The sequence below is a fragment of the Bradyrhizobium sp. genome (assembly GCF_036735945.1).
Lineage (GTDB): Bacteria > Pseudomonadota > Alphaproteobacteria > Rhizobiales > Xanthobacteraceae > Bradyrhizobium.
In genome coordinates this window covers 41,234-61,886 of sequence record NZ_DAINNI010000023.1, presented here as the reverse complement: position 1 = coordinate 61,886, position 20,653 = coordinate 41,234, and the positions used below count along the sequence as shown (strand labels likewise).

The following is a 20,653-nucleotide window of genomic DNA, read 5'->3' as shown; positions in this document are numbered from 1 at the left end:
GTTGGAGGATTGTCAAAGGGATATTGGGAAGAATCTGCTCGGCTTCCCTGACGACTGCCTAAATTGGGTCCATATAACACGACCATCTGGCCGACGCCTTGGCGGAGGTTGCAGCCTGTTCTCAAATCGGTGGCTGGGCAATGTCTGATACAGTTCGTTCACTCAGCACTTCCGGGTTGGCGCCGAAAAAGCAGCTGCAAACCTGGTCAGACGCGCTGACGGATCTCTGTGGTCAGTTCGATATCGATCCGCTCGAAGGCTCCTCGCTCGAGGGGCGCATCAACTACACGACCGTCTCACAGCTGAAACTGTGCCAGATCGAGGCAAGCCAGCATCGCATTGCGCACACTGTCTCTGGCACGAAGCTGAGCGAGCATCCCTACGTCAAGATTCTGTTCCAGACCTACGGCATCTCTCATTTCGAACAGGCTGGCCGTCGCATGGACATCATGCCCGGCGACTGCCTCGCCTACGACGTCTCCTGCCCGCACACGATCATCAGCCCCTCGTTGACGCGGCATGAGGTCGTGATCGTTCCGAAAGAACTGCTGCACGAGCGTGGCTTCCGTACCGCGAAAATGTTGCCGTGCAAGCTTTCCGCGCGCAACGGCACCGGCCGCATCGCCTACGACTTCGTGCACACCGCCTTTGACGAGGCGAACAGGTTGTCGCCCTTCAACGCTGTGGGCGTTGCCGACTCGCTGATCGACCTGTTGCTGTTGCCGCTGCGCGAGGCCGACACGATGTTCGATCGCGTCGGCCCCGAAGCGATGTACATTCGTGCGCAGGCATTCATCCGCGAGCATTTGCGCGATCCGGAGCTGAGCATCGACCAGATCGCCGCGGCGCTCGGCTGCACCAAGCGCTACCTGCACATGCTGTTCAGCGACAAGGGCATGACCGTCAGCGACTACATCTGGCGGGCGAGGCTGCTGCACTGCCGGCAGGAGCTGGAGACCCAACACGGCAAGACGATCACGGACGTCGCATTTTCGTGGGGTTTTTCGAGCTCGTCGCATTTCAGCCGCGTGTTCCGGAAGCACTTCGGAGTCGTGCCATCGGCCATCCACAAGGCGCACGCCAACGATTCGGTATCGGGCGCATCCTGACATTTAACGCCGACAGACTCGCAGCCGATCGGCGCTGCGATGGCGCGCGCTACCAAGTTGCCTTCAGCCCCGCATAGAAGGCGCGCGGACGCGCCGGGGTGACCGTGCGAGGGTCGGTGAACTCCGCACCGCCGTTGGCGAAATTTGGCACGTCGTCCCTCTGGAAGAACGTCCCGTAGGTCGCATAGCGATTGTCAAAGATGTTATCGATGCGGCCGTAGATCTGATACGTCTTGTTGATCTGGTATGAGGCGTGCAGGTTGAAGACCGTGTACCCCGGCAGCCTCACCGCCTGGTTGGATTCATCGCCGGCGTAATACTGGCTGGCGACGAACAACGCATCACCCCCGACCTTGAACGCATCGGTGACGGAATAGTCGGCGCCGAACTTGACCCGGTTGCGCGGGATCGCCGGAATCCGGTTTCCGGGCATGACCTGGATATTGCCATCGGCATCGGCGAAGGGGCTTCGCGAATTGAGCGTCAAGGGGTCGAGGAAGCGCGCATCGACAAGTGCCCAGCTGGCGTAGAGTTGCAACGTCTTCGACGTCAGATTGACCTGCGCCTCGATGCCTTGGCGCCGTGTTCTGCCCACGTTCTGGAAATAGCCAAAGCCCTGCACTTCCGGGCTCGGAACCGCGAAGATGTCATCGGCGTTGGTCGAGCGGAAGCCGCCGATTTTCCACCCGAGCGTGCCGATATTCAGCTCCTTGCTGCCGCGGAAGCCCGCCTCGAGGGTACGCGATACGACCTGCTTCAGCGGCGGGTCTGCGATCAAAAATGCCGCGACGATACAAGGTCGCGCTGGATCGGCGCAGGCGAGTTCCAGTGGGGTTGGTGCGCGATTGGCCTCGGAATAGCCGGCATAGCCCGTTACCTCAGGTGTGATCTTGTAGGTACCGCCGATCATTGGATTGAAGCGGCTGAACGTGTGACTACCGTTGAGATCGGTGCCTATCAGGTCCTGCAGGTTGATGCTGGCATAGTTGAACCGGCCGCCACCCGAGATTGAGAAGCGGTCCGTTACGTCGAACGTGTCGAGTGCATAGATGCCAGTGTACCGGTTGGTGGCGCGAAGCGCGACCGGACCGATCGAAATCGGCTCACCCGATCGGCCAAGGAATATGCCGCTGCCGCTGACGACGTAGTTTGAACCGATCGTGCCCAATTCGGCGCTGGCTCCGAAGCGGGTCACACCGGAGTCGAAACTGGTGCCGATCATGAACTGGTTGTTGTGACCAAACAGCTGGTCGGTATTGGTCGCCTGCAGGGTCGCCCCTGTGGTCGTCGAACGGGTGGTCGTGCGGTCGATCTGTCCCAATATTGCGGTGTCAGGGAACGGATTTGCGAGCTGCACACCGTTCAGACCGTTTGCTGGCACGTCATCGTCGTTGAAGCAAAGCAGTCCCGGGTCGGCAGCGCATCGCACGGTCTCGGTCGGATTTCCGTCCACCGTCTTCTGCTGGAACCTGCGCACGCGCACCGAGCCATCGAGCGTCCAGGTCGGCGTCACCTCGACCTTTCCGGTTAGATTGACGTACGCCACGCGGTTGTCGGTGCTCTGCGGCGTCGTGTAGGTCGCGCCCCAATATTTATCGAGAAGTTCGACCGGAACTGCCGCCGACGCGCCGAAATTGTTCTTGGCGACGCCGAAGTTAAGGTGGAACTCGCTGCTGTCGGTCCGGTAGCCAACGTCTCCGTAAAAGCGGCGGATCTCCGACTGCGAGAAATTGCGAAAGCCGTTGTCGCGCAGGCCTTCGAGCGCGCCGTAGACCGACCAATTGCCGTACTGCTGGCCATACTGCGCCGAACTCTGGATACGGCCGAACGAGCCGCCCATCGTGTTGATTTCCGCACCTTTGTAGTTGAAGCCGTCCTTCATCAGCACGTTGACGGCCCCGCCAAGGGCATTGAGGCCGAATGCCGGGTTATTGGTCACGACAGTGACCGACCTGATGGCAGCAGTCGGGATCAGGTCCCAGTTCACGGTATCGCCGAACGCTTCGTTGATGCGCATTCCATTCTGGTAGACTGCAAGCCCTTGCGGCGTGCCGGCCACCGGCGATGCAACGAAGCCACGAAACTGGACGTCAGGCATGAATGGATTTCCGGTCGTATCGCTGAGAACGATACCCGGCACCTGTTGCTGCAACGCGTCTGCGATATTGAGCGAGTCGGTTCGCGCGATCTGGGCGGCACCAACGGCATTGATGGCTGACGGCACCTTGTTGACATCCATTCCCGAGCTGGCCGTCGGCGTCGGCGCAGTCGGATAGACATACACCCTGCGCACGTTTCGGGTGACTCTGGGAGCAGTAGTGCCGCGCGCCGGCCTGGTGGTTGGTCTGGCTGCTGTCGTCGGGGGGGCGACTACCTCGATTGCCGGCAACACCTCGCTCTCCGGCGCGCCTTGTGCAAGGGCGCATTCAGCGCCGGGAAAAAGGCAAATTGAAACAGACGCAACTACCAGACGCCGAGTACCCATCGCTTCATCCCCATGCCGCTCCGGCCGTTGTCCCCCGCCGGTTCGGTTGCCTGCAATCCTAATGCGGCTCCGAGATCAAGCGCTACCCGCAAAACGTACTGCTCCATGCGCTCACACTTTCCCGGACGCGACCGGGAATTTTTCCCAACTCAACCGCGCGCGTCCCCCGGGACAACGGCTTCCACGATTACGCCACCGTCGCCCGAAGCAATCGTGAGCGAGCCGCCCAGGGCGAGAATGCGCTCGCGCATGCCCGTGAGCCCAAACCCCAGTTTGTGGTCCGGCCGCAAGCCGCTGCCATTGTCGCTGACGCGCACCAGTGCGCCGGCGCGCTGTCCCGAGGACGGCCCCGTCGGCTGAACGGTGACGTTGACCCTGGTTGCGCCGGCATGTCGAAAGACGTTGGTCAGCGCTTCCTGGATGGTGCGATAGATCGTCAGATCGGCGGTCTCTCCGCTCTCGCCGAGCGATGGCGAAATCGATGCGTCGATGACGATTTCGGGATGCGACTCGCCCCACATGCGCAGGAGCGCGCCGAGCGCATCGCGAAGCCCGAGCTCCATCAGCCCGACCGGCCGCAGCTTTTCGAGGACGCGGCGGTTGGTCTGCTGCAGGGCATTGACCTGCTCCAATATGGCACTGCCGTGCCTTCGCGTGGCTTCGACATTCGGCCCGCCCGCATCCGCAGTCCGCGTCAGCGCGCTGGCATGGGCCCGCAAGGCAAACAGATGCGGCCCGAACTCGTCGTGCAGTTCGCGGGCGATCTCCTTGCGTTCGACGTCCTGCAATGAGACGACGCGCTCGGCGAGGCGTCGCTTGTCGTCGACCGCATTGCCGAGCGTCGCCGCAAGATGGTTCAGCTTGTCGCAGATGACAGCCAGTTCCGGCGGACCATCCGGCTTGACGCGGGTGTCGTAGATCCCTGCCTCGATCTTCGTCATCGCATCCGAGAGCGTCCTGATCGGGGCCAGCGCCCGGCCGACGACCCTGCTGGTGATGAGAAACAGGATCACCGCGATCGCGGTGCCGATCTGGAGCTGGGTCACGATCCCGTCCCAGATCTCGGTCATCTCGTCGTTCGGATGGGAGGTGATCTGGAGCGCGTCAGCTTTGCCTTTGACCGAAATTGGCACAGTGACGGTGGTTTTTTCGGGGTGAACCAGCGCCACGAACCATGCCGGCGGCGAAGGCGCGTCGTTGGCATCAGCCATGCGCTCGCTGCTTCCAGCTTCCACAGCCGCCTGCCCCTGTCGCGTGATGCTCACATGACGCAAACGGTTGAGGTCATGAACGATCTGGGTCAACCGCGCATCCGGGTCCGGCGCCTCGTCCAGCCCGGCGACAATAGTCTCGACGAATTCACGCGCCAGCCGCGTGACGCTTTGATCTTCGGCCTGAACACGGGGGCCCGCCTCGATGACAATCCGCGCGATATTGATCGCCAGACCGAGCGCGAGGACCAGCGCGAGCAGCAGGTTGATCCGGGCGCGCAAGGAAAATCGTTGCCACATGGCTGAGGTCCACGGAGTGCGCTGCCGACGGTTCCGCCGAAGGAAGCGTTGACAGACAGAAGGAGGCCGCTATCTAATCGAACCGTACAGCAACATCGCGTGGGTTACACAATCCGCCGATGGATGAGCTTCGCGGCGGCGGCGATCTGATGCGGTGCAGCAAATGGATTGACGCAGCCATCGGGGACCACGGCCAATGCGCGTTCTGATCGTCGATGATCATCGCATCGTTGCTTCGGGATGCCGTGCCCTGTTCGCGGACGATCCCGATATCGATATCGTGGAAGCCTCCGACGCGGAAAGCGGCGAGCGCGTGTTCGGCGAGCAGCGCCCGGATATCTCGGTTCTCGACATCAACCTGCCGACCGTATCGGGATTTGAACTGGCGCGCCGCATCCTCGGGCATGATGCGTCCGCGCGCATCATCATGTTCAGCATGAACGACGATGCCGTGTTCGCCAAGCGCGCCATCGAAGTCGGCGCCAAGGGTTACGTCTCCAAGACCGGCGATCCGCAGGACCTCGTCGAGGCCATTCGCGAGGTCGGAAACGGCGGCGTCTATCTGCCGTCGGCAATGGCGCGCAGCATCGCATTCGCCGGTGCATCGTTCGCGCAGAGCCCGCTCTCAAAGCTCACCTCGCGCGAGATGGAGATTCTGCGGCTGCTCAGCGCCGGCAAGAGCCTGTCCGAAATCGCTTGGCTGATCCATTCCTCTTACAAGACAGTCGCCAATACGTCCTCGATCATGCGCCAGAAACTCGGTGTGCGGACTTCCGCCGAACTGGTGCGGCTGGCCATCACAAATGGCATAGGCTAACGACGGGCGCGACACTGAAGTGGCAATGACATGACAATCCAGACCGTTTCGACCAACAAGGCCCATGGCGGTGTTCAAGGCGTCTACCGGCACGCCAGTCGCGAGACAAAGACCGACATGACCTTCTCGGTCTTTGTCCCTCCGCACCCTGCGGGCGCCAGGCTGCCGGTGGTCTATTATCTCTCGGGCCTGACCTGCACCCATGCCAACGTGACCGAGAAGGGCGAATTCCGCAGCGCCTGCGCCGAGCTTGGTCTTATCTACGTGGCGCCCGACACCAGCCCGCGCGGCGAAGGCGTGCCCGGCGATCCCGCCAATGCCTATGATTTCGGGCTTGGCGCCGGGTTCTATGTCGATGCGACACGCGAGCCGTTCGCGCGCAATTACCGCATGTGGAGCTATGTCACCGAAGAACTGCCAACGCTGATCGGCGAGCATTTTCCCGTCGACGCCGGCAGGCAATCGATCCTCGGCCACTCGATGGGCGGCCATGGCGCGCTGACCGTCGCACTCCGCAACCCCGGCCGCTATCGCGCGGCCAGCGCCTTTGCGCCGATCGTCGCACCCTCGCAGGTGCCGTGGGGCATCAAGGCGCTCGGCGGCTATCTCGGCGACGACCGCAAAGCCTGGCGCAAGCACGACACCGTCGCACTGATCGAGGACGGCGCCACCCTGCCCGGTCTCCTGGTCGACTATGGCGATGCCGATCAGTTCCTCACCGAGCAACTCCGTCCGGAACTGCTGCAAGCCGCGTGCGAGAAGGCGAAGATCCCGCTAACCCTGCGCCGGCAGCCCGGCTATGATCACAGCTATTACTTCATCTCCACCTTCATGGCCGACCATCTGCGCTGGCATGCCGAACGCCTGAAGGGTTGAAGCGCCGCAACAAGCCGCAACAAATTGAGTTGCATGCCCTGACAATTTGGTCATGGTTCAAGCCACAAGGTCTTCCATCCCGCAAAACCGAGGGGGCCTGCCAGGGAGAAGCCATGATCCGATGGTTGGTCGCCGTGATCGCCTTGAGCATTGCGGCCTCCCCTGTGCGCGCGGCCGACCCGACCGAGATCGGCATCGGCTATCTCGGCCGTGCCGGCATCAAGCCGAAACTGTCGCTGGTCGAACTTTCGGCCGAGAATGACGGCGTCGCCGGCGCACGCCTTGCTACCGAAGACAACAACACCACCGGCAAGTTCCTCAATCAGCAATTCAAGCTGGAGGATATCAGGCTCAAGGAGGGTGAAGACGTCGCGAAGGCCGCGGCGGCGCTCGCCGAGCGGAACGGCTTCATCATCACCGATCTTCCGCCCGACGACCTCCTGAAGGTCGCCGATGCGCTGCGCGAGCGCGGCACCCTGCTGTTGAACGCGGGCGCGACCGACGACCGGCTGCGCGAGCAGGATTGTCGCGCCAACGTCATCCATGTCGCGCCGACCCGCTCGATGCTCGCCGATGCGCTGGCGCAATATCTGGTCTGGAAGCAATGGAAACGCTGGCTGTTCGTCGTCGGCTCGCATGACCAGGACAAGCTCTTCGCCGACGCCCTGCGCCGTGCGGCGACGCGCTTCGGCGCCAAGATCGTCCAGGAGCGGATCTTCGAAGACAGCGGCGGCGCCCGCCGCACCGACAGCGGCGTCACCCTGATCCAGCGGCAGATGCCGGTGTTCACCCAGCAGGCGCCAGCCTATGACGTGCTGGTTGCCGCCGATGAAAGCGAAGTGTTCGCGTCCTACCTGCCCTACCGCACCTGGGACCCGCGCCCGGTGGCGGGCTCGGCGGGCCTGGTTCCGACCAGCTGGCATGCGGCGCAGGATCAGTGGGGCGCTGTCCAGATCCAGAACCGGTTTATGAAGTTGAACTCGCGGCAGATGACCGCGCTGGACATGCAGGCCTGGACGGCCACGCGCATGATCGGCGAAGCGGCCTCGCGGACCAAATCCGGCGATCCCAAGGCCATCGCCGATTTCCTGAAGGGACCGGACTTTTCGATTGCGGCATTCAAGGGCCGGCGGCTGACACTGCGGGACTGGAATCTGCAGCTTCGGCAGCCGATCCTGCTGGTCGATGGACGCATGGTAGTGTCGGTTTCGCCGCAGGAGGGGTTTTTGCATCAGGTATCGGAACTCGATACGCTTGGTGTCGATCGTCCTGAAACCAAATGCAAGTTGCGTTGAGGAGATTCTCGTATGTGGCGACGTTGCCTGGTTCTCGCTGGAGCGGCCTTTCTTGCGGCGACGACCTCCGCTTCGGCCTTCATCGCCTATGTCTCGAACGAGAAGAGCAACACGGTATCCGTGATCGATACCAATAGCTGGACCGTCACCAAGACCATCAAGGTCGGCCAGCGGCCGCGTGGCATCGAGTTCACGCGGGACGGCAAGTTCGTCTTCGTCGCGGTCGGCGACGACGACAGCATCCAGGTCATCGACGTCGCCAAGCAGGAGGTCGTCGATACCCTGCCCTCCGGCCCGGACCCCGAACTGTTTGCGCTCGATGCCGAAGGCAAGATCCTTTACGTCGCTAACGAGAACGACAACACGGTGACCATCATCGACGTCGACAAGCGCGCCCGTCTCGGCGAGATTCAGGTCGGCGTCGAGCCGGAGGGAATGGCCCTCAGCCCGGACGGGAAATTCCTGATCAACACGTCCGAGACGACAAACATGGCGCACTTCATCGACACCAAGACGCGCCAGATCGTCGCCAACGTCCTGGTCGATCCGCGCCCGCGCTTTGCCGAGTTCAAGCGGGACAATTCCGAGGTGTGGATATCCTCGGAGATCGGCGGCACCATCTCGGTGATCGATCCGGCCAAGCGCGAGGTGACGAAGAAGATCACGTTCGAGATTCCCGGCCTGCGAAGCGAAGCGATCCAGCCGGTCGGCATCGGCATGACTAAGGACGGCAAGACCGCCTTTGTCGCGCTGGGCCCGGCCAACCGCGTCGCGGTCGTGGACGCCACCACCCACAAGGTCATCAAATATCTCCTGGTGGGCCAGCGGGTCTGGCACATGGCGTTCACCCCGGACGAGAAATATCTGATGGTGACCAACGGCGTGTCGAACGACGTCTCGGTGATCGATGTCGCCGCGCAAAAGGTCATCAAGACGATCCAGGTCGGCGAACTGCCCTGGGGTATCACGATTGCACAGCCATGACGGCCACTGACGCAATTTCTGCCGGTGAGATTGGCTCGCGGTCCGAGGCCGCGGCAATGCCTGCATTGTCGATCGACAGCGTCAGCCACTCCTACGGCGCGCGGCGCGCGCTGGTCGACATCGGCTTTTCTGTCGAGCCGGCAAGCTTCACCGCGCTGCTTGGCCTGAACGGCGCCGGCAAGAGCACCTTGTTCTCGCTGATCACCCGGCTGTTCGGAATCCAGCATGGACGTATCGGGATTTTCGGTCATGACATCGCGCGAACTCCCGGGGAAGCTTTGCGGCTGCTCGGGGTGGTGTTCCAGCCCCGCACGCTCGACCTCGATCTCTCGGTGACGCAGAATTTGCTCTATCACGCTGCCCTGCACGGCATCGGCCGGCGCGACGCCCGCGCGCGCAGCCAGGAGGTTCTGGCGCGCATCGGGCTCGCCGATCGTTCCGGCAGCAAGGTGCGCGACCTCTCCGGCGGCCAGATGCGGCGACTGGAAATCGCGCGTGCACTGCTGCACCGCCCTCGCCTGCTGCTGCTCGACGAGGCAACCGTCGGTCTCGACGTCAAGGCACGCGCCGACATCCTCGAGCACGTGCGCCGACTCGTCGCCGAACAGGGGATCGGCGTGCTCTGGGCGACGCACCTGTTCGACGAGATCGGCGCGAACGACGATCTCGTCGTGCTGCACCAGGGCCGCGTCTTGGCGAAGGGAAAGGTTGCGCGGGTGATCGCCGATGCCGGCGGCAGCGATATCAACACGGCGTTCATGCGGCTGACCGGTTCGGCCGTGCCGGGCGGAGGTCAACAATCATGACCTCGGTAACCATCAGGCCGGTCAGAACAGGGTTTTCTCTCGGCGAGTATCTCATCTGCCTGAACGGCATCGTGTGGCGCGAGGCGCTTCGCTTCCTGCACCAGCGCGAGCGGTTCATCTCGGCGCTGGTGCGACCACTGGTGTGGCTGTTCATCTTCGCCGCCGGCTTCCGCCAGGTGCTCGGCCTGTCCATCATCCCGCCCTATGAGACCTACATTCTGTACGAGGTCTATATCGCGCCCGGCCTGATGGCGATGATCCAGCTCTTCAACGGCATGCAGTCCTCGCTCTCGATGGTCTACGATCGCGAGATGGGCAACATGCGGACGCTGCTGGTAAGCCCGCTGCCGCGATGGTTCCTGCTGTCCTGCAAGCTGCTGGCGGGAACCGCGGTCTCGCTGATGCAGGTCTACGCCTTCCTGCTGGTCGCCTGGTTCTGGGATATCGCGCCGCCGCCGTCAGGCTATCTCACGGTGCTGCCGGCACTGGTGCTGTCGGGCCTGATGCTCGGCGCGCTGGGGATGCTGATCTCGTCCGGCATCAAGCAGCTGGAGAATTTCGCGGGCGTGATGAACTTTGTGATCTTCCCGATGTTCTTTGCCTCGTCGGCGCTCTATCCGCTGTGGCGCATCCTGGAGAGCAGCCCGATGCTCTACTATGTCTGCCAGTTCAACCCGTTCACGCACGCCGTCGAACTGATACGCTTCGCGCTGTACGGACAGGTCAACTGGATTGCGCTTGCCGTGGTCGGCGGCTGCACGATTGCGTTCATGGTCGGCGCGATCCTCGCATACGATCCATCGCGCGGCCTGATCCGCCGCGGGCCGGCCGGAGGCGAGACATGAGATATCGGATCGCGACCGCCATCTCTTTCACCGTGGCGACGATCACCTTCGCCCACGCCGCCGATCCGCGCTATCCGGACTGGCCCTGTACCCAGGCCAAGGTGCCGGAGATTTCGCTCGCCGCGGTGTGGGCAGGCCCGCCGCTCGACGACGTCACCGGCAAGTGGAAGGACAATCCGGACGTCAGCCCATTGGTCACGAAACTCGCGGCAAGGCGCACGCCGCTCGACGAGGCACAGAAGGCGATCACGGAATATCTGAGCCGTGCCGCCGACAAACCTGCCAGCGGAAAGCTGCTGTTTGCCGGGCTGTTCGAATCGCTCAATGCGCAGCGCTCCCAGGTCATGAACGGGCTGGAGCGCGTTACCCGCAAGCAGCGCGAGGCCGCGGACAAGGTCCGCTCGGACACGCGTGCGCTGCAGGCGTTGCAGGGCGAAGCAAACCCGGACCAGGCGAAGGTTGACGAGCTCAGCAACCAGCTGGTCTGGCAGACGCGCATTTTCGAAGACCGGCAGCGCGTCATCAAGTTCGTCTGCGAGGTGCCGACGGCGATCGACCAGCGGCTGTTCGCCCTCGGGCGAACCATTCAGCAGGAGATCGAATAGAGCCTAACGCGGCGAGGCCGTCTCCTCGACCGGCCGCGGTTCGGGTTGCGCCTCCGTGAGATCGAGGCCGGCATGCTCCCAGCCGTCGGTCCCCTCCGGAAACCACGCCACGTTGGAATAGCCGTAGGTCAGGATGCGCTTGGCCGCATTCCAGGACATCCAGCAGTCGGCCATGCAGTAGATCACGACCAGCGCGGCTCTGTTGCCCGCAGTCGCTCGAACGAGCCCGCGTTTAAGATAAGCCTCCGTAGAGTCTGCAATCTTTCCGTAACCCGTGTCCGGCAGCCAGATGCTACCGGGAATGTTGAGCCGCGGCTTGTCGCGCCAGACGGTGCCCGCGGGGAGATTTGACGGTTTCGGCGCGCGGGGCATCACATCGACGAAGACGCCTGCTTTCGCTCGCCAGACCGCCGCGGCCTCCGCCGTCGTCAGCACGCGCACACCGGCAAGCGTCGCAGGCACTGGTGCGCGGTAGTCTTCCGTACGATATCCATCCGGTTCGGGTGGTTTTCCCTGCGCAACGGCCGGGAAGACGAAGGCAAACGCCGCAAGGATCAGGCCCGCAAGCGCCGCTCTCATTGCACCTTCGTTGCCGTCGCCGCGCCGATCAGGCGGTCGTTCTCGTCCAGCAAGGGGACGCCGTAGTCCACTAGTATCTTGTTGATCGCAGGCTGGTTCTCCTGAATCAGGCGGTTGAGCTGCCGCTTCCAGTTCTGGTCCGCGCCACGCACCCCCATGCCGATCCGAAACGCCAGTCGCGGGCCGCTCTTCTCCTGCACCAGCGGCGTGACATGGAGCGGCGGATTCGCCTTCTTCGCATAGAAGCCTGCCATCGGTCCCCAGAGAATGGCGGCCTCGATCTGCCCCGACATCAGGTCGCCGATCATCGCCTCCGCCGACGAATCCAGCCGGGTGTCGACCATCAGGGGATAAGGCTTGGCATTCACCATCAGGCCGTTGATTGCCATGTTCGTGGCCGGCGGCGTGCCGGCCACGATGCCGATATGCTTGCCTTTCAGGCGCTCGTCCTCCAGCGTCGTGACGTCCTCGAGGCCACTGCCCTGCTTGGCCACCAGCGCATAGGAAGTCCGGTAATAGGGATTGGTGCCCTGTACCAAATCGTCACCTTGCGGAAAGCCCATGATCACGTCGCAACGATGGGAGCCAAGCGTCATCCGGACGAAGCCCGTCGCCTGCGGGAAGAACGTGTAATCCAGCTTCTTGCCCAGTTTCTCCGCGAACAGTTCGGCGATCTTGTTCTCGATGCCCTCGCCCTTCTCGTTGGAGAACGGCAAATTATGCGGGTCGGCGCAGACACGCAGCACCTTGGGATCGACGAGTTCGATCGACAGATCGCCACCTTCCTTGATCTGCGCGCGCGCAGTGTCGTGGCCAAAGAACGTCGCGAGCATCGCCAAGGTGGAGATCGCCAGCCAGTACTTCTGTCCGGCATATGTCATCGAAAGCTGCATCGCTTGCGGCTCGCTGTTGTTGCCAATTCGCAAAAGAATTCCGCGACCTCGACGAAGCAAGTTCCGTTGGAGCCGCGGACGAGTAAAATGCTATGCTTGTCAATTGGGGCGCGCAACAGGAATAATCCCGGCGAACTGACCGCCGTGTTGCGACGCAACGCAGCCTGCGATCCAATGACGAACCGCTGCAACGCTTCGTGAGGAGACCAAGGCCGAAATATGGCTCACCCCACATTGATCCTGGCCGCGCTCGCGACGATCGCGACAGTAACAGCCTCGTTCGCGCAGCAGGGGACGCTGCCCATCGCCTCCATTGCCGATGGCGTGTTCGTGCATGAGGGCCAGACCGCGCAGATGACGCGCGAGAACGCCGGCGCCATCGCCAATGTCGGTTTCATCATCGGCGACGACGCGGTCGCCGTGATCGACACGGGCGGCAGTCTCCGCGAGGGACGGCAATTGATGGCAGCCATTCGCGCCAAGACCGACAAGCCCATTCGCTACGTCATCAACACGCACGGCCATCCAGATCACGTTTTCGGCAATGGCGCCTTTGCGCAGGACGGAACCACCTTCGTCGGCCACGCCAATCTCCCGCGCATGCTGGCCTCGCGCGGGAAATTCTATCTCGACGCGTTCCGGCGAACGATGGGCGACGAGCTGATCGACGAAGTCAGCATCGTGCCGCCAACGCTGCTGACCAGCGGCACGCTCAATCTCGATCTCGGCGCAAGAAGCATTACCGTGCGGGCGTGGCCCGCCGCGCATAGCGATTGCGATCTCACCGTGTTCGATGAGAAGTCCAAAACCCTGTTTGCGGGCGATCTGGTGTTTCTGACGCACACGCCGGTGCTGGACGGCAGTATCCGCGGCTGGCTCGGTGTCCTCGGCGAACTCGCCGCCCTGCCCGCCCGGCGCGTGGTTCCCGGTCACGGCCCCGTGAGCGAATGGCCGGCCGCCCTTGCCGACGAGCGCCGCTATCTTGAAACGCTGGTTTCAGACGTGCGCGGGCTCGTCGCCCGCGGCGAACCGATTGCGGCGGCGTCGGGAAAGGCCGCAGCCTCCGAGCGATCACGCTGGGAGTTGTTCGACGATTTCAACGCCCGCAACGCCACCGCGGCCTTCTCGGAAATTGAATGGGAATAGCGGATACCTTACCCTATACTGCGTTCGTTGCTTCGGTCTCCATGAAGGTCGCGACCATGCTTCGATACCTCTTCCGTTCGTTCGGCGTCGCCAGCATTCTGCTGCTCGGCACGCCGCCAATGCTTGCGACTGCGGCAGAGACCAATGACCCCTGGCCCGGGCTGGTCCAGGACATCTTCAACAACCGCCAGATGAATGACGGCAGCGACGTGATCGGCATCGAGATGCCCGCGCGTGCCGAGGATGCCGCCATCGTGCCGGTGACCTTGCGCACCAGGCTGTCGCCGGGCGACAGCCGGCAGGTGCGCAGCATTACGCTCGTGATCGACCAGAACCCCGCCCCGATGGCCGCCAAATTCCAGATCGGGCCGGACGCCAAAGTGTCCGAGATCTCCACCCGGGTCCGCGTCAACAACTATACCGACGTGCATGCGGTGGCCGAACTCAGCGACGGCAAGCTCTACATGGCGAAAACCTATGTGAAGGCGTCGGGCGGCTGTTCGGCGCCGGCCGCCAAGAACGTCGACGAGGCCAAGGCCAGGATCGGCCAGATGCGCTACCGGCAGTTCGCAAGCGCCGGCGAAGGCCCCGCCAGCGGCGTGCGCGAGGCCCAGATCATGGTCGGCCACCCCAACAATTCCGGCCTGCAGATGGACCAGGTCACGCAGCTTTATGTCCCGGCGTTCTTCGTCAATGAACTGCGGCTCTGGCAGGACGACAGCCTCGTCCTGTCGATGGAAGGCGGCATCTCGATCTCGGAAGATCCCAATATCCGATTCACCTACGTGTCGAACGGCGCGAAGCGTTTCCGCGCCGAGGCCAGGGACACCGAGGGACATGTCTTCCAGCGCGACTGGAACATCGAAGGTTCGGGAATGTGATGCGGCGGCAGCTGCCGTTCAGAAGCAGCGCACTTCAGCTTCCGCCTGCGCCCGCCTGAGGTCGTTGATTGCACCGGTCGCCTGCTCCGACGTGCGGAACGGGCTACCCATGTCACCCCGGACCTGCGCCATGCTGAGCACGGTTTCTGCCGTGATATAGCGGTCATACGGCAGCAGCGACGCCACGACGTCGATCGAACAGGAGCATTGCTCGATCGCCTGCCGGGTCTCGCCGTTCGCCTTCAGACAGCCGAACACATATTCGACACGCGCCGAGGTCGGATAATCATTGAAGTCGGAAGCGTGGACGGTCACCGCCATCGCCGGCAATACCGTCAATGCGGCGACAATACGTCGTACCGACCCGACAAGCGTCATCATCTTCCTCCGGCTGCTAACCGCGCAAGCTATGCTATGACTGGTCCGTTGAAAAGCAGATCGACGGGGAACGCTCCAGGGTACCATGACGCATTTTGCTCGCATGCTGCTTGCTATCGCCGTTTCGGTTGCGCTCGGCACGTGCTGCAGCGCGGAGGCGTTGCGCGTTGCGGTGCAGAAGACCGGAACGTTCGCCTGGGAACTGGCTGTTATCCGCGCGCACGGCCTTGACCGGGAGGCCAACCTTACGGTCGAGGTTGTCGAACTCGCCAGCCCCGAGGCGGGCAAGATCGCGCTTCGCGCCGGCAGTGCCGACATGATCGTCACCGACTGGCTGTGGGTCTCGCGCGAACGCAGCCTTGGCGCCAGGCTGACATTCTATCCCTACTCGAGCGCGCTCGGCGCCGTGATGGTGCCTTCGTCCTCGCCGGTCCGGACGCTGGCCGATCTCAGGGGTCGCAAGCTCGCCGTCGCGGGCGGCCCGATCGACAAGAACTGGCTGCTTCTGCTGGCTTGGCTGAAGCAGGATGGCATCGACCTGAAATCGGACGCGACGATCGCCTACGGTGCACCGCCGCTACTGGCCGCGAAGATGCTCAGCGGCGAAATGGATGCGACCGTGAACTACTGGAATTTCTGCGCCGGCCTGGAGGCGAAAGGCTTCCGCCGCATCGCAGGCATCGAGGACCTGCTGCCGAAATTCGGCGCCAAGGGCCGTACCGCGATGCTCGGCTATGTCTTCGACGAAAAATGGGCGAACACAAACCAGGACAAGGTCGCCCGCTTCATGGCCATGACGCGCAAGGCAAAGGAGATCCTGTCGACCTCCGACGCCGAGTGGGAGAAGATCGCACCATTGACCGGCGCCGCCGACGCCGCGACGTTACGCGCCTATCGCGATCGCTATCGGGAGGGAATTCCGCGCCGCCCGGTCGCCGATGAGGAAGCCGACGCGCGCATTCTCTACCGCGTGCTGGCCCGGATCGGCGGCGCCGAACTGGTAGGGCCCGCGCCCGAACTCGCTTCCGGCACCTTCTATCACGCGATACCGGGAGGCTGAGGTGCCGCGCCTCCTGTCATTCGCCGTGCTGATCGCGATCTGGTGGATCGCAGCCCTCTTTGCCGGCGATGCGAAACTGCCACCTCCCCCGGCCGTGCTTCGGGTCATGATCGCTGAAGCCAGATCGGGCGACCTGTTCCTTCATCTCGGCGCGACATTGGCGCGCGTTGCCCTCGCCTTCACGCTGGCGATGGCGCTGGGCACCGCCATTGGATACGCGATGGGCCGGGTACGGCTTGCCGATCGCCTCGGCGACCCCTGGCTGATCCTGCTGCTCAATCTGCCGGCGCTCGTGGTCATCGTTCTCGCCTACATCTGGGCCGGATTGACCGAAGTCGCCGCCATCGCGGCGATCGCCATCAACAAGCTTCCCAACGCTGTCGTGACGCTGCGGGAAGGAACGCGCGCCCTCGACGCATCGCTCGACGAGATGGCGACCGTGTTTGCGTTGCCGCGCTGGAGCAAATTCCGGCACGTTGTGTTGCCGCAACTGTCGCCCTATGTCGCCGCCGCCGCGCGCTCCGGACTCTCGCTGGTCTGGAAGATCGTTCTTGTCGCGGAATTGCTCGGACGTCCGAACGGTGTCGGCTTCGAGATCGGCGTGGCATTCCAGCTATTCGACATTCCGCGCCTGCTGGCCTACGCGCTGAGTTTCGCGGCAATTGTGCTTCTGATCGAAACCCTGCTGGTGCAGCCATTCGAGGCCCGGGTATCCCGGTGGCGGCCCCGTGCGGCTTGAAGTCGATATCACCGGCAAGACGTTCGAGAACGCGGCGGGCGAGCGGCACGACGTGATCGCGGGCGTGGCGTTTGCGCTTGATGCCGGAGAGGTTGGCGTGCTGGTCGGCCCATCCGGCTGCGGCAAGAGCACGATGCTGCGGATTCTCGCCGGCCTCGACCCTGACTTTCTGGGACGCGTCTCGCGTCCCGCCGGAGCGCGGATCGGCTTCGTATTCCAGGAGCCGCGACTGCTGCCCTGGCGGTCGGTCGAGGACAATGTGCGGATTGCCGCGCCTCTGGCCGATGAAGCGAGGCTCTCGGCACTCTTCGAGATTCTGGAACTGAAGGCACACCGCAACCACTTTCCCGGCGAGCTGTCGCTCGGCCTCGCCCGGCGCGTTGCGCTCGCCCGCGCCTTTGCCGTCGAGCCGGAATTGCTCGTTCTCGACGAACCGTTCGCCTCGCTCGATGCCGCCCTCGCCGCCCGCCTGCGCGACCAGATTGCCATCCTGGTGGATGGCCGCTCCATGATCACCCTGCTGGTTACCCACGACGTGGACGATGCGGTCCGTCTCGGCGATCGCTTGTTCCTGCTGTCGCCGCGGCCGGCGAAGCTGCTCGGCGAGGTGCCCATCCGCACGCCGCGACGCGAACGCGGAGATGCCGAGGTCGCCGCAATCAAGGCGGACATCATGCGACGGATCAATGGCGATCCCGCCAGGCAGGACGCCTCATAGGCAGTGCGAGAGGCTGGTGCTAGGATGCGCCATCGGTGGGGATTGACGATGAAGCGTTCGGTCGTCACAGCAGCACTCGGTCTTGCGCTTGCGGCCGCCACAGCGGCGGCGCAGGACATGATGCGCCACGTTGACCTCTCCTCGCCGGACATGGTCTCGGCCGAAATGACGCGCGGCGAGGTCGAGGTCGCATTGCGCACCGCAACCGCCACTGCCCCCGCCGATTTCACCGGCAAGCGGTTGTCCGGCCTCGATCTCTCGGCGCTGGATCTGTCGAACGCGATTTTCCGCGCCGCCAAGCTCAACAAGACGAAGCTCGTCGGCGCCAGGCTTGATCGCGCCATCCTCGATCAGGCATGGCTGCTCGACGCCGACCTCACCGGCGCAAGCCTGAAGGGCGCAAACCTGTTTGCCACGCAAATGCTGCGCGCCCGCCTCGACCGCGCCGACCTGTCAGGAGCACGCGTTGCCGCCGATCTCACCGGCGCCAGCCTGGTCGACGCATCGATCGCCGGTGCCAATCTGGGCGCCGACATGCGCAACCAGTCGATGGGCCTGATGCGCGCCGTGCTGCGGTCGGCCAATCTCGAGCGGTTACGAGCGCGCAACGCCGACCTGTCGCGCGTCGATCTCGAGTTTGCCGTGCTGAAAGGCGGCGACCTCACCGGTGCTTCGCTCAAGGGCGCCCAACTCGGCGGCGCCGATCTCACCGGCGTCACCGTCATCGATACGGATTTCGACGGCGCCGATCTCGCCTCGGCAAGGCTGATCGCGCCGATCGGACTCGACAAAGCCAAGAATTTCGACAAGGCAAGAAATCGAGACCGTCTGGTAACGCAATGACGGCTCTACGTGACCCCTGATGAAAGGACGGCCCGATGCGATCGATTCTGGCTTTGGTGATATTGTTGTCGGCGGGCGCCAGTGAACTGGCCGCGCAGGGAAAGGGCAAAGGCGTCCGCCTCTGGAACCTGACCACGGCGACGATCTCGGAATTCCAGCTCTCCCCGGCCGGCAGGAACGATTGGGGCCCTAACCAGACCCTGAACGACAAGGACAAGGAAGTCGACCACGACGAACGCCTGCGCATCACCGGCGTCGAGCCGGGACGCTACGATGCCAGGGTGGGCTATGCCGGCGGGAAGCGCTGCTTGGTTCGCGACGTCGAGATCAAGGCTGACGCGGTGTTTTCGATCGCCGACAAGGACCTGAAGGAATGCAACAAATAGCCGCACTCAGATCGCCGACCACATCGGCTCACTGGAGGCCTTCTGGTTGTTGCGCGGGTATTCGCAGCGCCACTTGACCGCGGTCCATTTTGGGTGCTCGCCGACCCATTGCGCAATGTAGGGCGGCGCGGCCATGGCGCACTGGCGCAGCGAAACGCTCGAAGAAAAGACCAGATGGGTTTCCTCGCACGTGGTCGGCGAGAGCACCGCACAGACGGTCACAACCAGATCTATCGCATTCATGCTGATATATCCCTTGAATTGTTCCCGAAGGATAACACGGGAAGATACGAACGCCGGCGAATTCAAGTTTCACTACGCCGTGAGCCGCTGAACCTCTGCGCCGCCCAGGCCCGCCTTAAAAATTCACGCCAAATATCAGCCGGGCCTGGTGGCGGTCGAAATTGACCAGATCGAGCCCGGCGGTCGTCCCCGCCGGGCGTCCCCACGCCTGAATAGAATAGCTGGCGGTGAGGCGCGAGCGTTTTGATAGCTGAAAATACGCCGTCGGGCCAACGAAGAGCGCCTGCCCCGACAGCTCCTCGAGGCCGATCCCTTCGTACTTCCGCAGGTACCGCGCCTCTCCGCCCAGGAGGAAGCCCGGCCGCACCTGCGCCAGCACGCCAAGTGCAGCGCCCGCGGTGGCATCCTTCTCCGTCACGCCACTGCTGACAACGCGGGTCCACTCCGGCTCGTAAAGCAGGTTGAATGCCGCGATGATCCGGTCCGGCACCAATTCCCGGTCGAACGCCAGCCTGAATTCAGTCCCGAAACTCCTGACAGCCTCGGCCGTGGTCTCGTCGACGCGGTGCCCGTGTAATTCCGTCGCGAAGGTCAACCCGAACGGCGCGTTTTCCCGGTCGAGAAAGCGGTAGCGAAAATCGACCGAGGCTCCCTGCCATGACAAACGGCGCTGATCGTCGAGACCCGGTACGCCGCTGATCAGATGCGACGCGAACGTGGTGCCCAGCTCAATTCGAAAATTCTGAACCGGCACGAATTCCAGCTCGAACTCCTGACCGATCGCCCGATACGTGCCACCGTTCCTGCCGAAGCGCCCGGTCGTGTCGGTTTGAAACTCCCGCTCACCGAGCGAGCCAACATCGGCGCCGATCATGAAGCCGAAGATATGCTCGGTGTCGAAACCATCGGCGCCGGCACATGCCGGCAGCAGCGTGACAAGAGACACAACCGCCATCTGGAAGGTCTTTGCGCGCGTCGCCATTCGTATTCAGCGGGTCCTGGGGATAAAGGTAAGTCAGCCGACAACACACCCTAGCATGTTGCAGGGGCCATCGACGAGCCATGCAAACGGGTGAAATTCAGGCCGATCCGGCGGGGCCTGCTCCGTGTACGCAGCAAACAGTGGAGACTTTTGAAGGAGATGCAGTTTGTCCGGCCCGCGGCAACAGGCCGTTGCCGGAGCCGGACAAGACCGTTTCGACGCGTTATTTACGCGCCGCGCAGGCGTACATGTTGATTTCCATGCCCACCGGCACTTCCACAATCTTCGGAGTTTTCCAACTCATGAAGCTTCTCCCAAGCAGTGTGCTGGCACGATGCTCGTGCCAGCATCGAAACTAGGTTGGCCTCGGGCATAGCGCAAGCTCGGAACATTGTTGCGAGCCGATTCTGCACGCGCTTGACGCCGGACAGTTCCCTCTTGGACAAGGCAACTTCGCTCGTGGGCAAAATGA

General features: G+C 63.2%; 23 protein-coding genes. 15 read left to right on the top strand and 8 right to left on the bottom strand.

What is annotated here, in order from left to right; genetic code table 11:
- Positions 1-140: 140 nt before the first annotated feature.
- Complete coding sequence (locus V7E26_RS11130) at positions 141-1,109, top strand: helix-turn-helix domain-containing protein (RefSeq protein WP_324415721.1); 969 nt, start codon at positions 141-143, stop codon at positions 1,107-1,109.
- Between the two features lie 49 nt (positions 1,110-1,158).
- On the opposite strand, the gene V7E26_RS11125 is transcribed toward V7E26_RS11130, so the two are convergent.
- Together V7E26_RS11125 and V7E26_RS11120 are read right to left on the bottom strand one after the other, a co-directional pair.
- Positions 1,159-3,348: a TonB-dependent receptor gene (locus tag V7E26_RS11125; RefSeq protein WP_324415701.1), complete on the bottom strand. Its 2,190-nt coding sequence runs from the start codon at positions 3,346-3,348 to the stop codon at positions 1,159-1,161.
- Positions 3,349-3,743: 395 nt separating this feature from the next.
- Complete coding sequence (locus V7E26_RS11120) at positions 3,744-5,105, bottom strand: histidine kinase (RefSeq protein ID WP_324415699.1); 1,362 nt, start codon at positions 5,103-5,105, stop codon at positions 3,744-3,746.
- A gap of 196 nt (positions 5,106-5,301) precedes the next feature.
- Between V7E26_RS11120 and V7E26_RS11115 the strand changes: the two genes are divergently transcribed.
- From V7E26_RS11115 to V7E26_RS11085, 7 genes are all read left to right on the top strand, one after another.
- Entirely contained in the window at positions 5,302-5,922 is a 621-nt protein-coding gene (locus V7E26_RS11115; protein ID WP_324415697.1) for a response regulator transcription factor, read from the top strand.
- A 30-nt stretch (positions 5,923-5,952) separates the two neighbouring features.
- A complete protein-coding gene (gene fghA / locus V7E26_RS11110; RefSeq protein ID WP_324415695.1) occupies positions 5,953-6,798 on the top strand; it encodes an S-formylglutathione hydrolase in 846 nt (281 codons plus the stop codon).
- A gap of 113 nt (positions 6,799-6,911) precedes the next feature.
- Positions 6,912-8,093 (top strand): ABC transporter substrate-binding protein, encoded by a 1,182-nt coding sequence (locus V7E26_RS11105; protein ID WP_324415693.1) that lies wholly within the window; start codon positions 6,912-6,914, stop codon positions 8,091-8,093.
- 12 nt (positions 8,094-8,105) lie between these two features.
- Positions 8,106-9,077 (top strand): YVTN family beta-propeller repeat protein, encoded by a 972-nt coding sequence (locus V7E26_RS11100; RefSeq protein ID WP_324415691.1) that lies wholly within the window; start codon positions 8,106-8,108, stop codon positions 9,075-9,077.
- A 56-nt stretch (positions 9,078-9,133) separates the two neighbouring features.
- A complete protein-coding gene (locus V7E26_RS11095; RefSeq protein ID WP_324415689.1) occupies positions 9,134-9,883 on the top strand; it encodes an ABC transporter ATP-binding protein in 750 nt (249 codons plus the stop codon).
- A complete protein-coding gene (locus tag V7E26_RS11090; RefSeq protein WP_324415687.1) occupies positions 9,880-10,728 on the top strand; it encodes an ABC transporter permease in 849 nt (282 codons plus the stop codon). Before V7E26_RS11095 ends, V7E26_RS11090 begins: the two co-directional genes overlap by 4 nt.
- Positions 10,725-11,333 carry a hypothetical protein gene (locus tag V7E26_RS11085; RefSeq protein ID WP_324415686.1) on the top strand — a complete coding sequence of 203 codons (609 nt, stop codon included), beginning with the start codon at positions 10,725-10,727 and terminating at the stop codon, positions 11,331-11,333. The genes V7E26_RS11090 and V7E26_RS11085 overlap by 4 nt, the downstream gene beginning before the upstream one ends.
- A gap of 3 nt (positions 11,334-11,336) precedes the next feature.
- On the opposite strand, the gene V7E26_RS11080 is transcribed toward V7E26_RS11085, so the two are convergent.
- Together V7E26_RS11080 and V7E26_RS11075 are read right to left on the bottom strand one after the other, a co-directional pair.
- Complete coding sequence (locus V7E26_RS11080; RefSeq protein ID WP_324415684.1) at positions 11,337-11,912, bottom strand: PQQ-dependent catabolism-associated CXXCW motif protein; 576 nt, start codon at positions 11,910-11,912, stop codon at positions 11,337-11,339.
- Positions 11,909-12,793 (bottom strand): substrate-binding domain-containing protein, encoded by an 885-nt coding sequence (locus V7E26_RS11075; RefSeq protein ID WP_324415719.1) that lies wholly within the window; start codon positions 12,791-12,793, stop codon positions 11,909-11,911. Before V7E26_RS11075 ends, V7E26_RS11080 begins: the two co-directional genes overlap by 4 nt.
- 231 nt (positions 12,794-13,024) lie before the next feature.
- Here V7E26_RS11075 and V7E26_RS11070 point away from each other — a divergent pair, with 231 nt between their 5' ends.
- Both V7E26_RS11070 and V7E26_RS11065 read left to right on the top strand, forming a co-directional pair.
- Positions 13,025-13,951, top strand: a complete 927-nt coding sequence (locus V7E26_RS11070; RefSeq protein WP_324415682.1) for a quinoprotein relay system zinc metallohydrolase 2 — start codon at positions 13,025-13,027, stop codon at positions 13,949-13,951.
- 119 nt (positions 13,952-14,070) lie between these two features.
- Positions 14,071-14,832 carry a quinoprotein dehydrogenase-associated SoxYZ-like carrier gene (locus V7E26_RS11065; protein ID WP_324415717.1) on the top strand — a complete coding sequence of 254 codons (762 nt, stop codon included), beginning with the start codon at positions 14,071-14,073 and terminating at the stop codon, positions 14,830-14,832.
- An 18-nt stretch (positions 14,833-14,850) separates the two neighbouring features.
- On the opposite strand, the gene V7E26_RS11060 is transcribed toward V7E26_RS11065, so the two are convergent.
- Positions 14,851-15,210: a hypothetical protein gene (locus tag V7E26_RS11060; RefSeq protein WP_324415680.1), complete on the bottom strand. Its 360-nt coding sequence runs from the start codon at positions 15,208-15,210 to the stop codon at positions 14,851-14,853.
- Positions 15,211-15,295: 85 nt separating this feature from the next.
- Here V7E26_RS11060 and V7E26_RS11055 point away from each other — a divergent pair, with 85 nt between their 5' ends.
- Genes V7E26_RS11055 through V7E26_RS11035 form a run of 5 tightly spaced genes read left to right on the top strand, consistent with a single transcriptional unit; the run spans position 15,296 to position 18,956 of the window.
- A complete protein-coding gene (locus V7E26_RS11055) occupies positions 15,296-16,270 on the top strand; it encodes an ABC transporter substrate-binding protein (RefSeq protein WP_324415678.1) in 975 nt (324 codons plus the stop codon).
- A 1-nt stretch (position 16,271) separates the two neighbouring features.
- The gene (locus tag V7E26_RS11050; protein WP_324415676.1) at positions 16,272-17,009 is read left to right on the top strand and encodes an ABC transporter permease; all 738 of its coding nucleotides are present in this window, start codon (positions 16,272-16,274) and stop codon (positions 17,007-17,009) included.
- Positions 16,999-17,727: an ABC transporter ATP-binding protein gene (locus V7E26_RS11045; protein WP_324415674.1), complete on the top strand. Its 729-nt coding sequence runs from the start codon at positions 16,999-17,001 to the stop codon at positions 17,725-17,727. Before V7E26_RS11050 ends, V7E26_RS11045 begins: the two co-directional genes overlap by 11 nt.
- A gap of 48 nt (positions 17,728-17,775) precedes the next feature.
- The gene (locus V7E26_RS11040; RefSeq protein WP_324415672.1) at positions 17,776-18,570 is read left to right on the top strand and encodes a pentapeptide repeat-containing protein; all 795 of its coding nucleotides are present in this window, start codon (positions 17,776-17,778) and stop codon (positions 18,568-18,570) included.
- Between the two features lie 35 nt (positions 18,571-18,605).
- Complete coding sequence (locus tag V7E26_RS11035; protein WP_324415670.1) at positions 18,606-18,956, top strand: hypothetical protein; 351 nt, start codon at positions 18,606-18,608, stop codon at positions 18,954-18,956.
- A gap of 6 nt (positions 18,957-18,962) precedes the next feature.
- Here V7E26_RS11035 and V7E26_RS11030 read toward each other — a convergent pair whose 3' ends face one another.
- The 3 genes from V7E26_RS11030 to pqqA all read right to left on the bottom strand — a co-directional run bounded on the left by V7E26_RS11030 (position 18,963) and on the right by pqqA (position 20,485).
- Positions 18,963-19,199, bottom strand: coding sequence for a hypothetical protein (locus tag V7E26_RS11030; RefSeq protein ID WP_324415668.1), 237 nt, complete (start codon positions 19,197-19,199; stop codon positions 18,963-18,965).
- A gap of 115 nt (positions 19,200-19,314) precedes the next feature.
- Positions 19,315-20,181: a hypothetical protein gene (locus tag V7E26_RS11025; RefSeq protein WP_324415666.1), complete on the bottom strand. Its 867-nt coding sequence runs from the start codon at positions 20,179-20,181 to the stop codon at positions 19,315-19,317.
- Between the two features lie 223 nt (positions 20,182-20,404).
- A complete protein-coding gene (pqqA, locus tag V7E26_RS11020) occupies positions 20,405-20,485 on the bottom strand; it encodes a pyrroloquinoline quinone precursor peptide PqqA (protein WP_072824652.1) in 81 nt (26 codons plus the stop codon).
- Between the last annotated feature and the right edge of the window lie 168 nt (positions 20,486-20,653).

Bases quoted from the DNA above. Each gene is read 5' to 3' on its own strand.
- V7E26_RS11130 (WP_324415721.1), top strand. From the start codon at position 141: ATGTCTGATACAGTTCGTTCACTCAGCACTTCCGGGTTGGCGCCGAAA.
- V7E26_RS11125 (WP_324415701.1), bottom strand. From the start codon at position 3,348: ATGGATGTCAACAAGGTGCCGTCAGCCATCAATGCCGTTGGTGCCGCC.
- V7E26_RS11120 (WP_324415699.1), bottom strand. From the start codon at position 5,105: ATGTGGCAACGATTTTCCTTGCGCGCCCGGATCAACCTGCTGCTCGCG.
- V7E26_RS11115 (WP_324415697.1), top strand. From the start codon at position 5,302: ATGCGCGTTCTGATCGTCGATGATCATCGCATCGTTGCTTCGGGATGC.
- fghA (WP_324415695.1), top strand. From the start codon at position 5,953: ATGACAATCCAGACCGTTTCGACCAACAAGGCCCATGGCGGTGTTCAA.
- V7E26_RS11105 (WP_324415693.1), top strand. From the start codon at position 6,912: ATGATCCGATGGTTGGTCGCCGTGATCGCCTTGAGCATTGCGGCCTCC.
- V7E26_RS11100 (WP_324415691.1), top strand. From the start codon at position 8,106: ATGTGGCGACGTTGCCTGGTTCTCGCTGGAGCGGCCTTTCTTGCGGCG.
- V7E26_RS11095 (WP_324415689.1), top strand. From the start codon at position 9,134: ATGCCTGCATTGTCGATCGACAGCGTCAGCCACTCCTACGGCGCGCGG.
- V7E26_RS11090 (WP_324415687.1), top strand. From the start codon at position 9,880: ATGACCTCGGTAACCATCAGGCCGGTCAGAACAGGGTTTTCTCTCGGC.
- V7E26_RS11085 (WP_324415686.1), top strand. From the start codon at position 10,725: ATGAGATATCGGATCGCGACCGCCATCTCTTTCACCGTGGCGACGATC.
- V7E26_RS11080 (WP_324415684.1), bottom strand. From the start codon at position 11,912: ATGAGAGCGGCGCTTGCGGGCCTGATCCTTGCGGCGTTTGCCTTCGTC.
- V7E26_RS11075 (WP_324415719.1), bottom strand. From the start codon at position 12,793: ATGACATATGCCGGACAGAAGTACTGGCTGGCGATCTCCACCTTGGCG.
- V7E26_RS11070 (WP_324415682.1), top strand. From the start codon at position 13,025: ATGGCTCACCCCACATTGATCCTGGCCGCGCTCGCGACGATCGCGACA.
- V7E26_RS11065 (WP_324415717.1), top strand. From the start codon at position 14,071: ATGCTTGCGACTGCGGCAGAGACCAATGACCCCTGGCCCGGGCTGGTC.
- V7E26_RS11060 (WP_324415680.1), bottom strand. From the start codon at position 15,210: ATGACGCTTGTCGGGTCGGTACGACGTATTGTCGCCGCATTGACGGTA.
- V7E26_RS11055 (WP_324415678.1), top strand. From the start codon at position 15,296: ATGACGCATTTTGCTCGCATGCTGCTTGCTATCGCCGTTTCGGTTGCG.
- V7E26_RS11040 (WP_324415672.1), top strand. From the start codon at position 17,776: ATGAAGCGTTCGGTCGTCACAGCAGCACTCGGTCTTGCGCTTGCGGCC.
- V7E26_RS11035 (WP_324415670.1), top strand. From the start codon at position 18,606: ATGCGATCGATTCTGGCTTTGGTGATATTGTTGTCGGCGGGCGCCAGT.
- V7E26_RS11030 (WP_324415668.1), bottom strand. From the start codon at position 19,199: ATGAATGCGATAGATCTGGTTGTGACCGTCTGTGCGGTGCTCTCGCCG.
- V7E26_RS11025 (WP_324415666.1), bottom strand. From the start codon at position 20,181: ATGGCGACGCGCGCAAAGACCTTCCAGATGGCGGTTGTGTCTCTTGTC.
- pqqA (WP_072824652.1), bottom strand. From the start codon at position 20,485: ATGAGTTGGAAAACTCCGAAGATTGTGGAAGTGCCGGTGGGCATGGAA.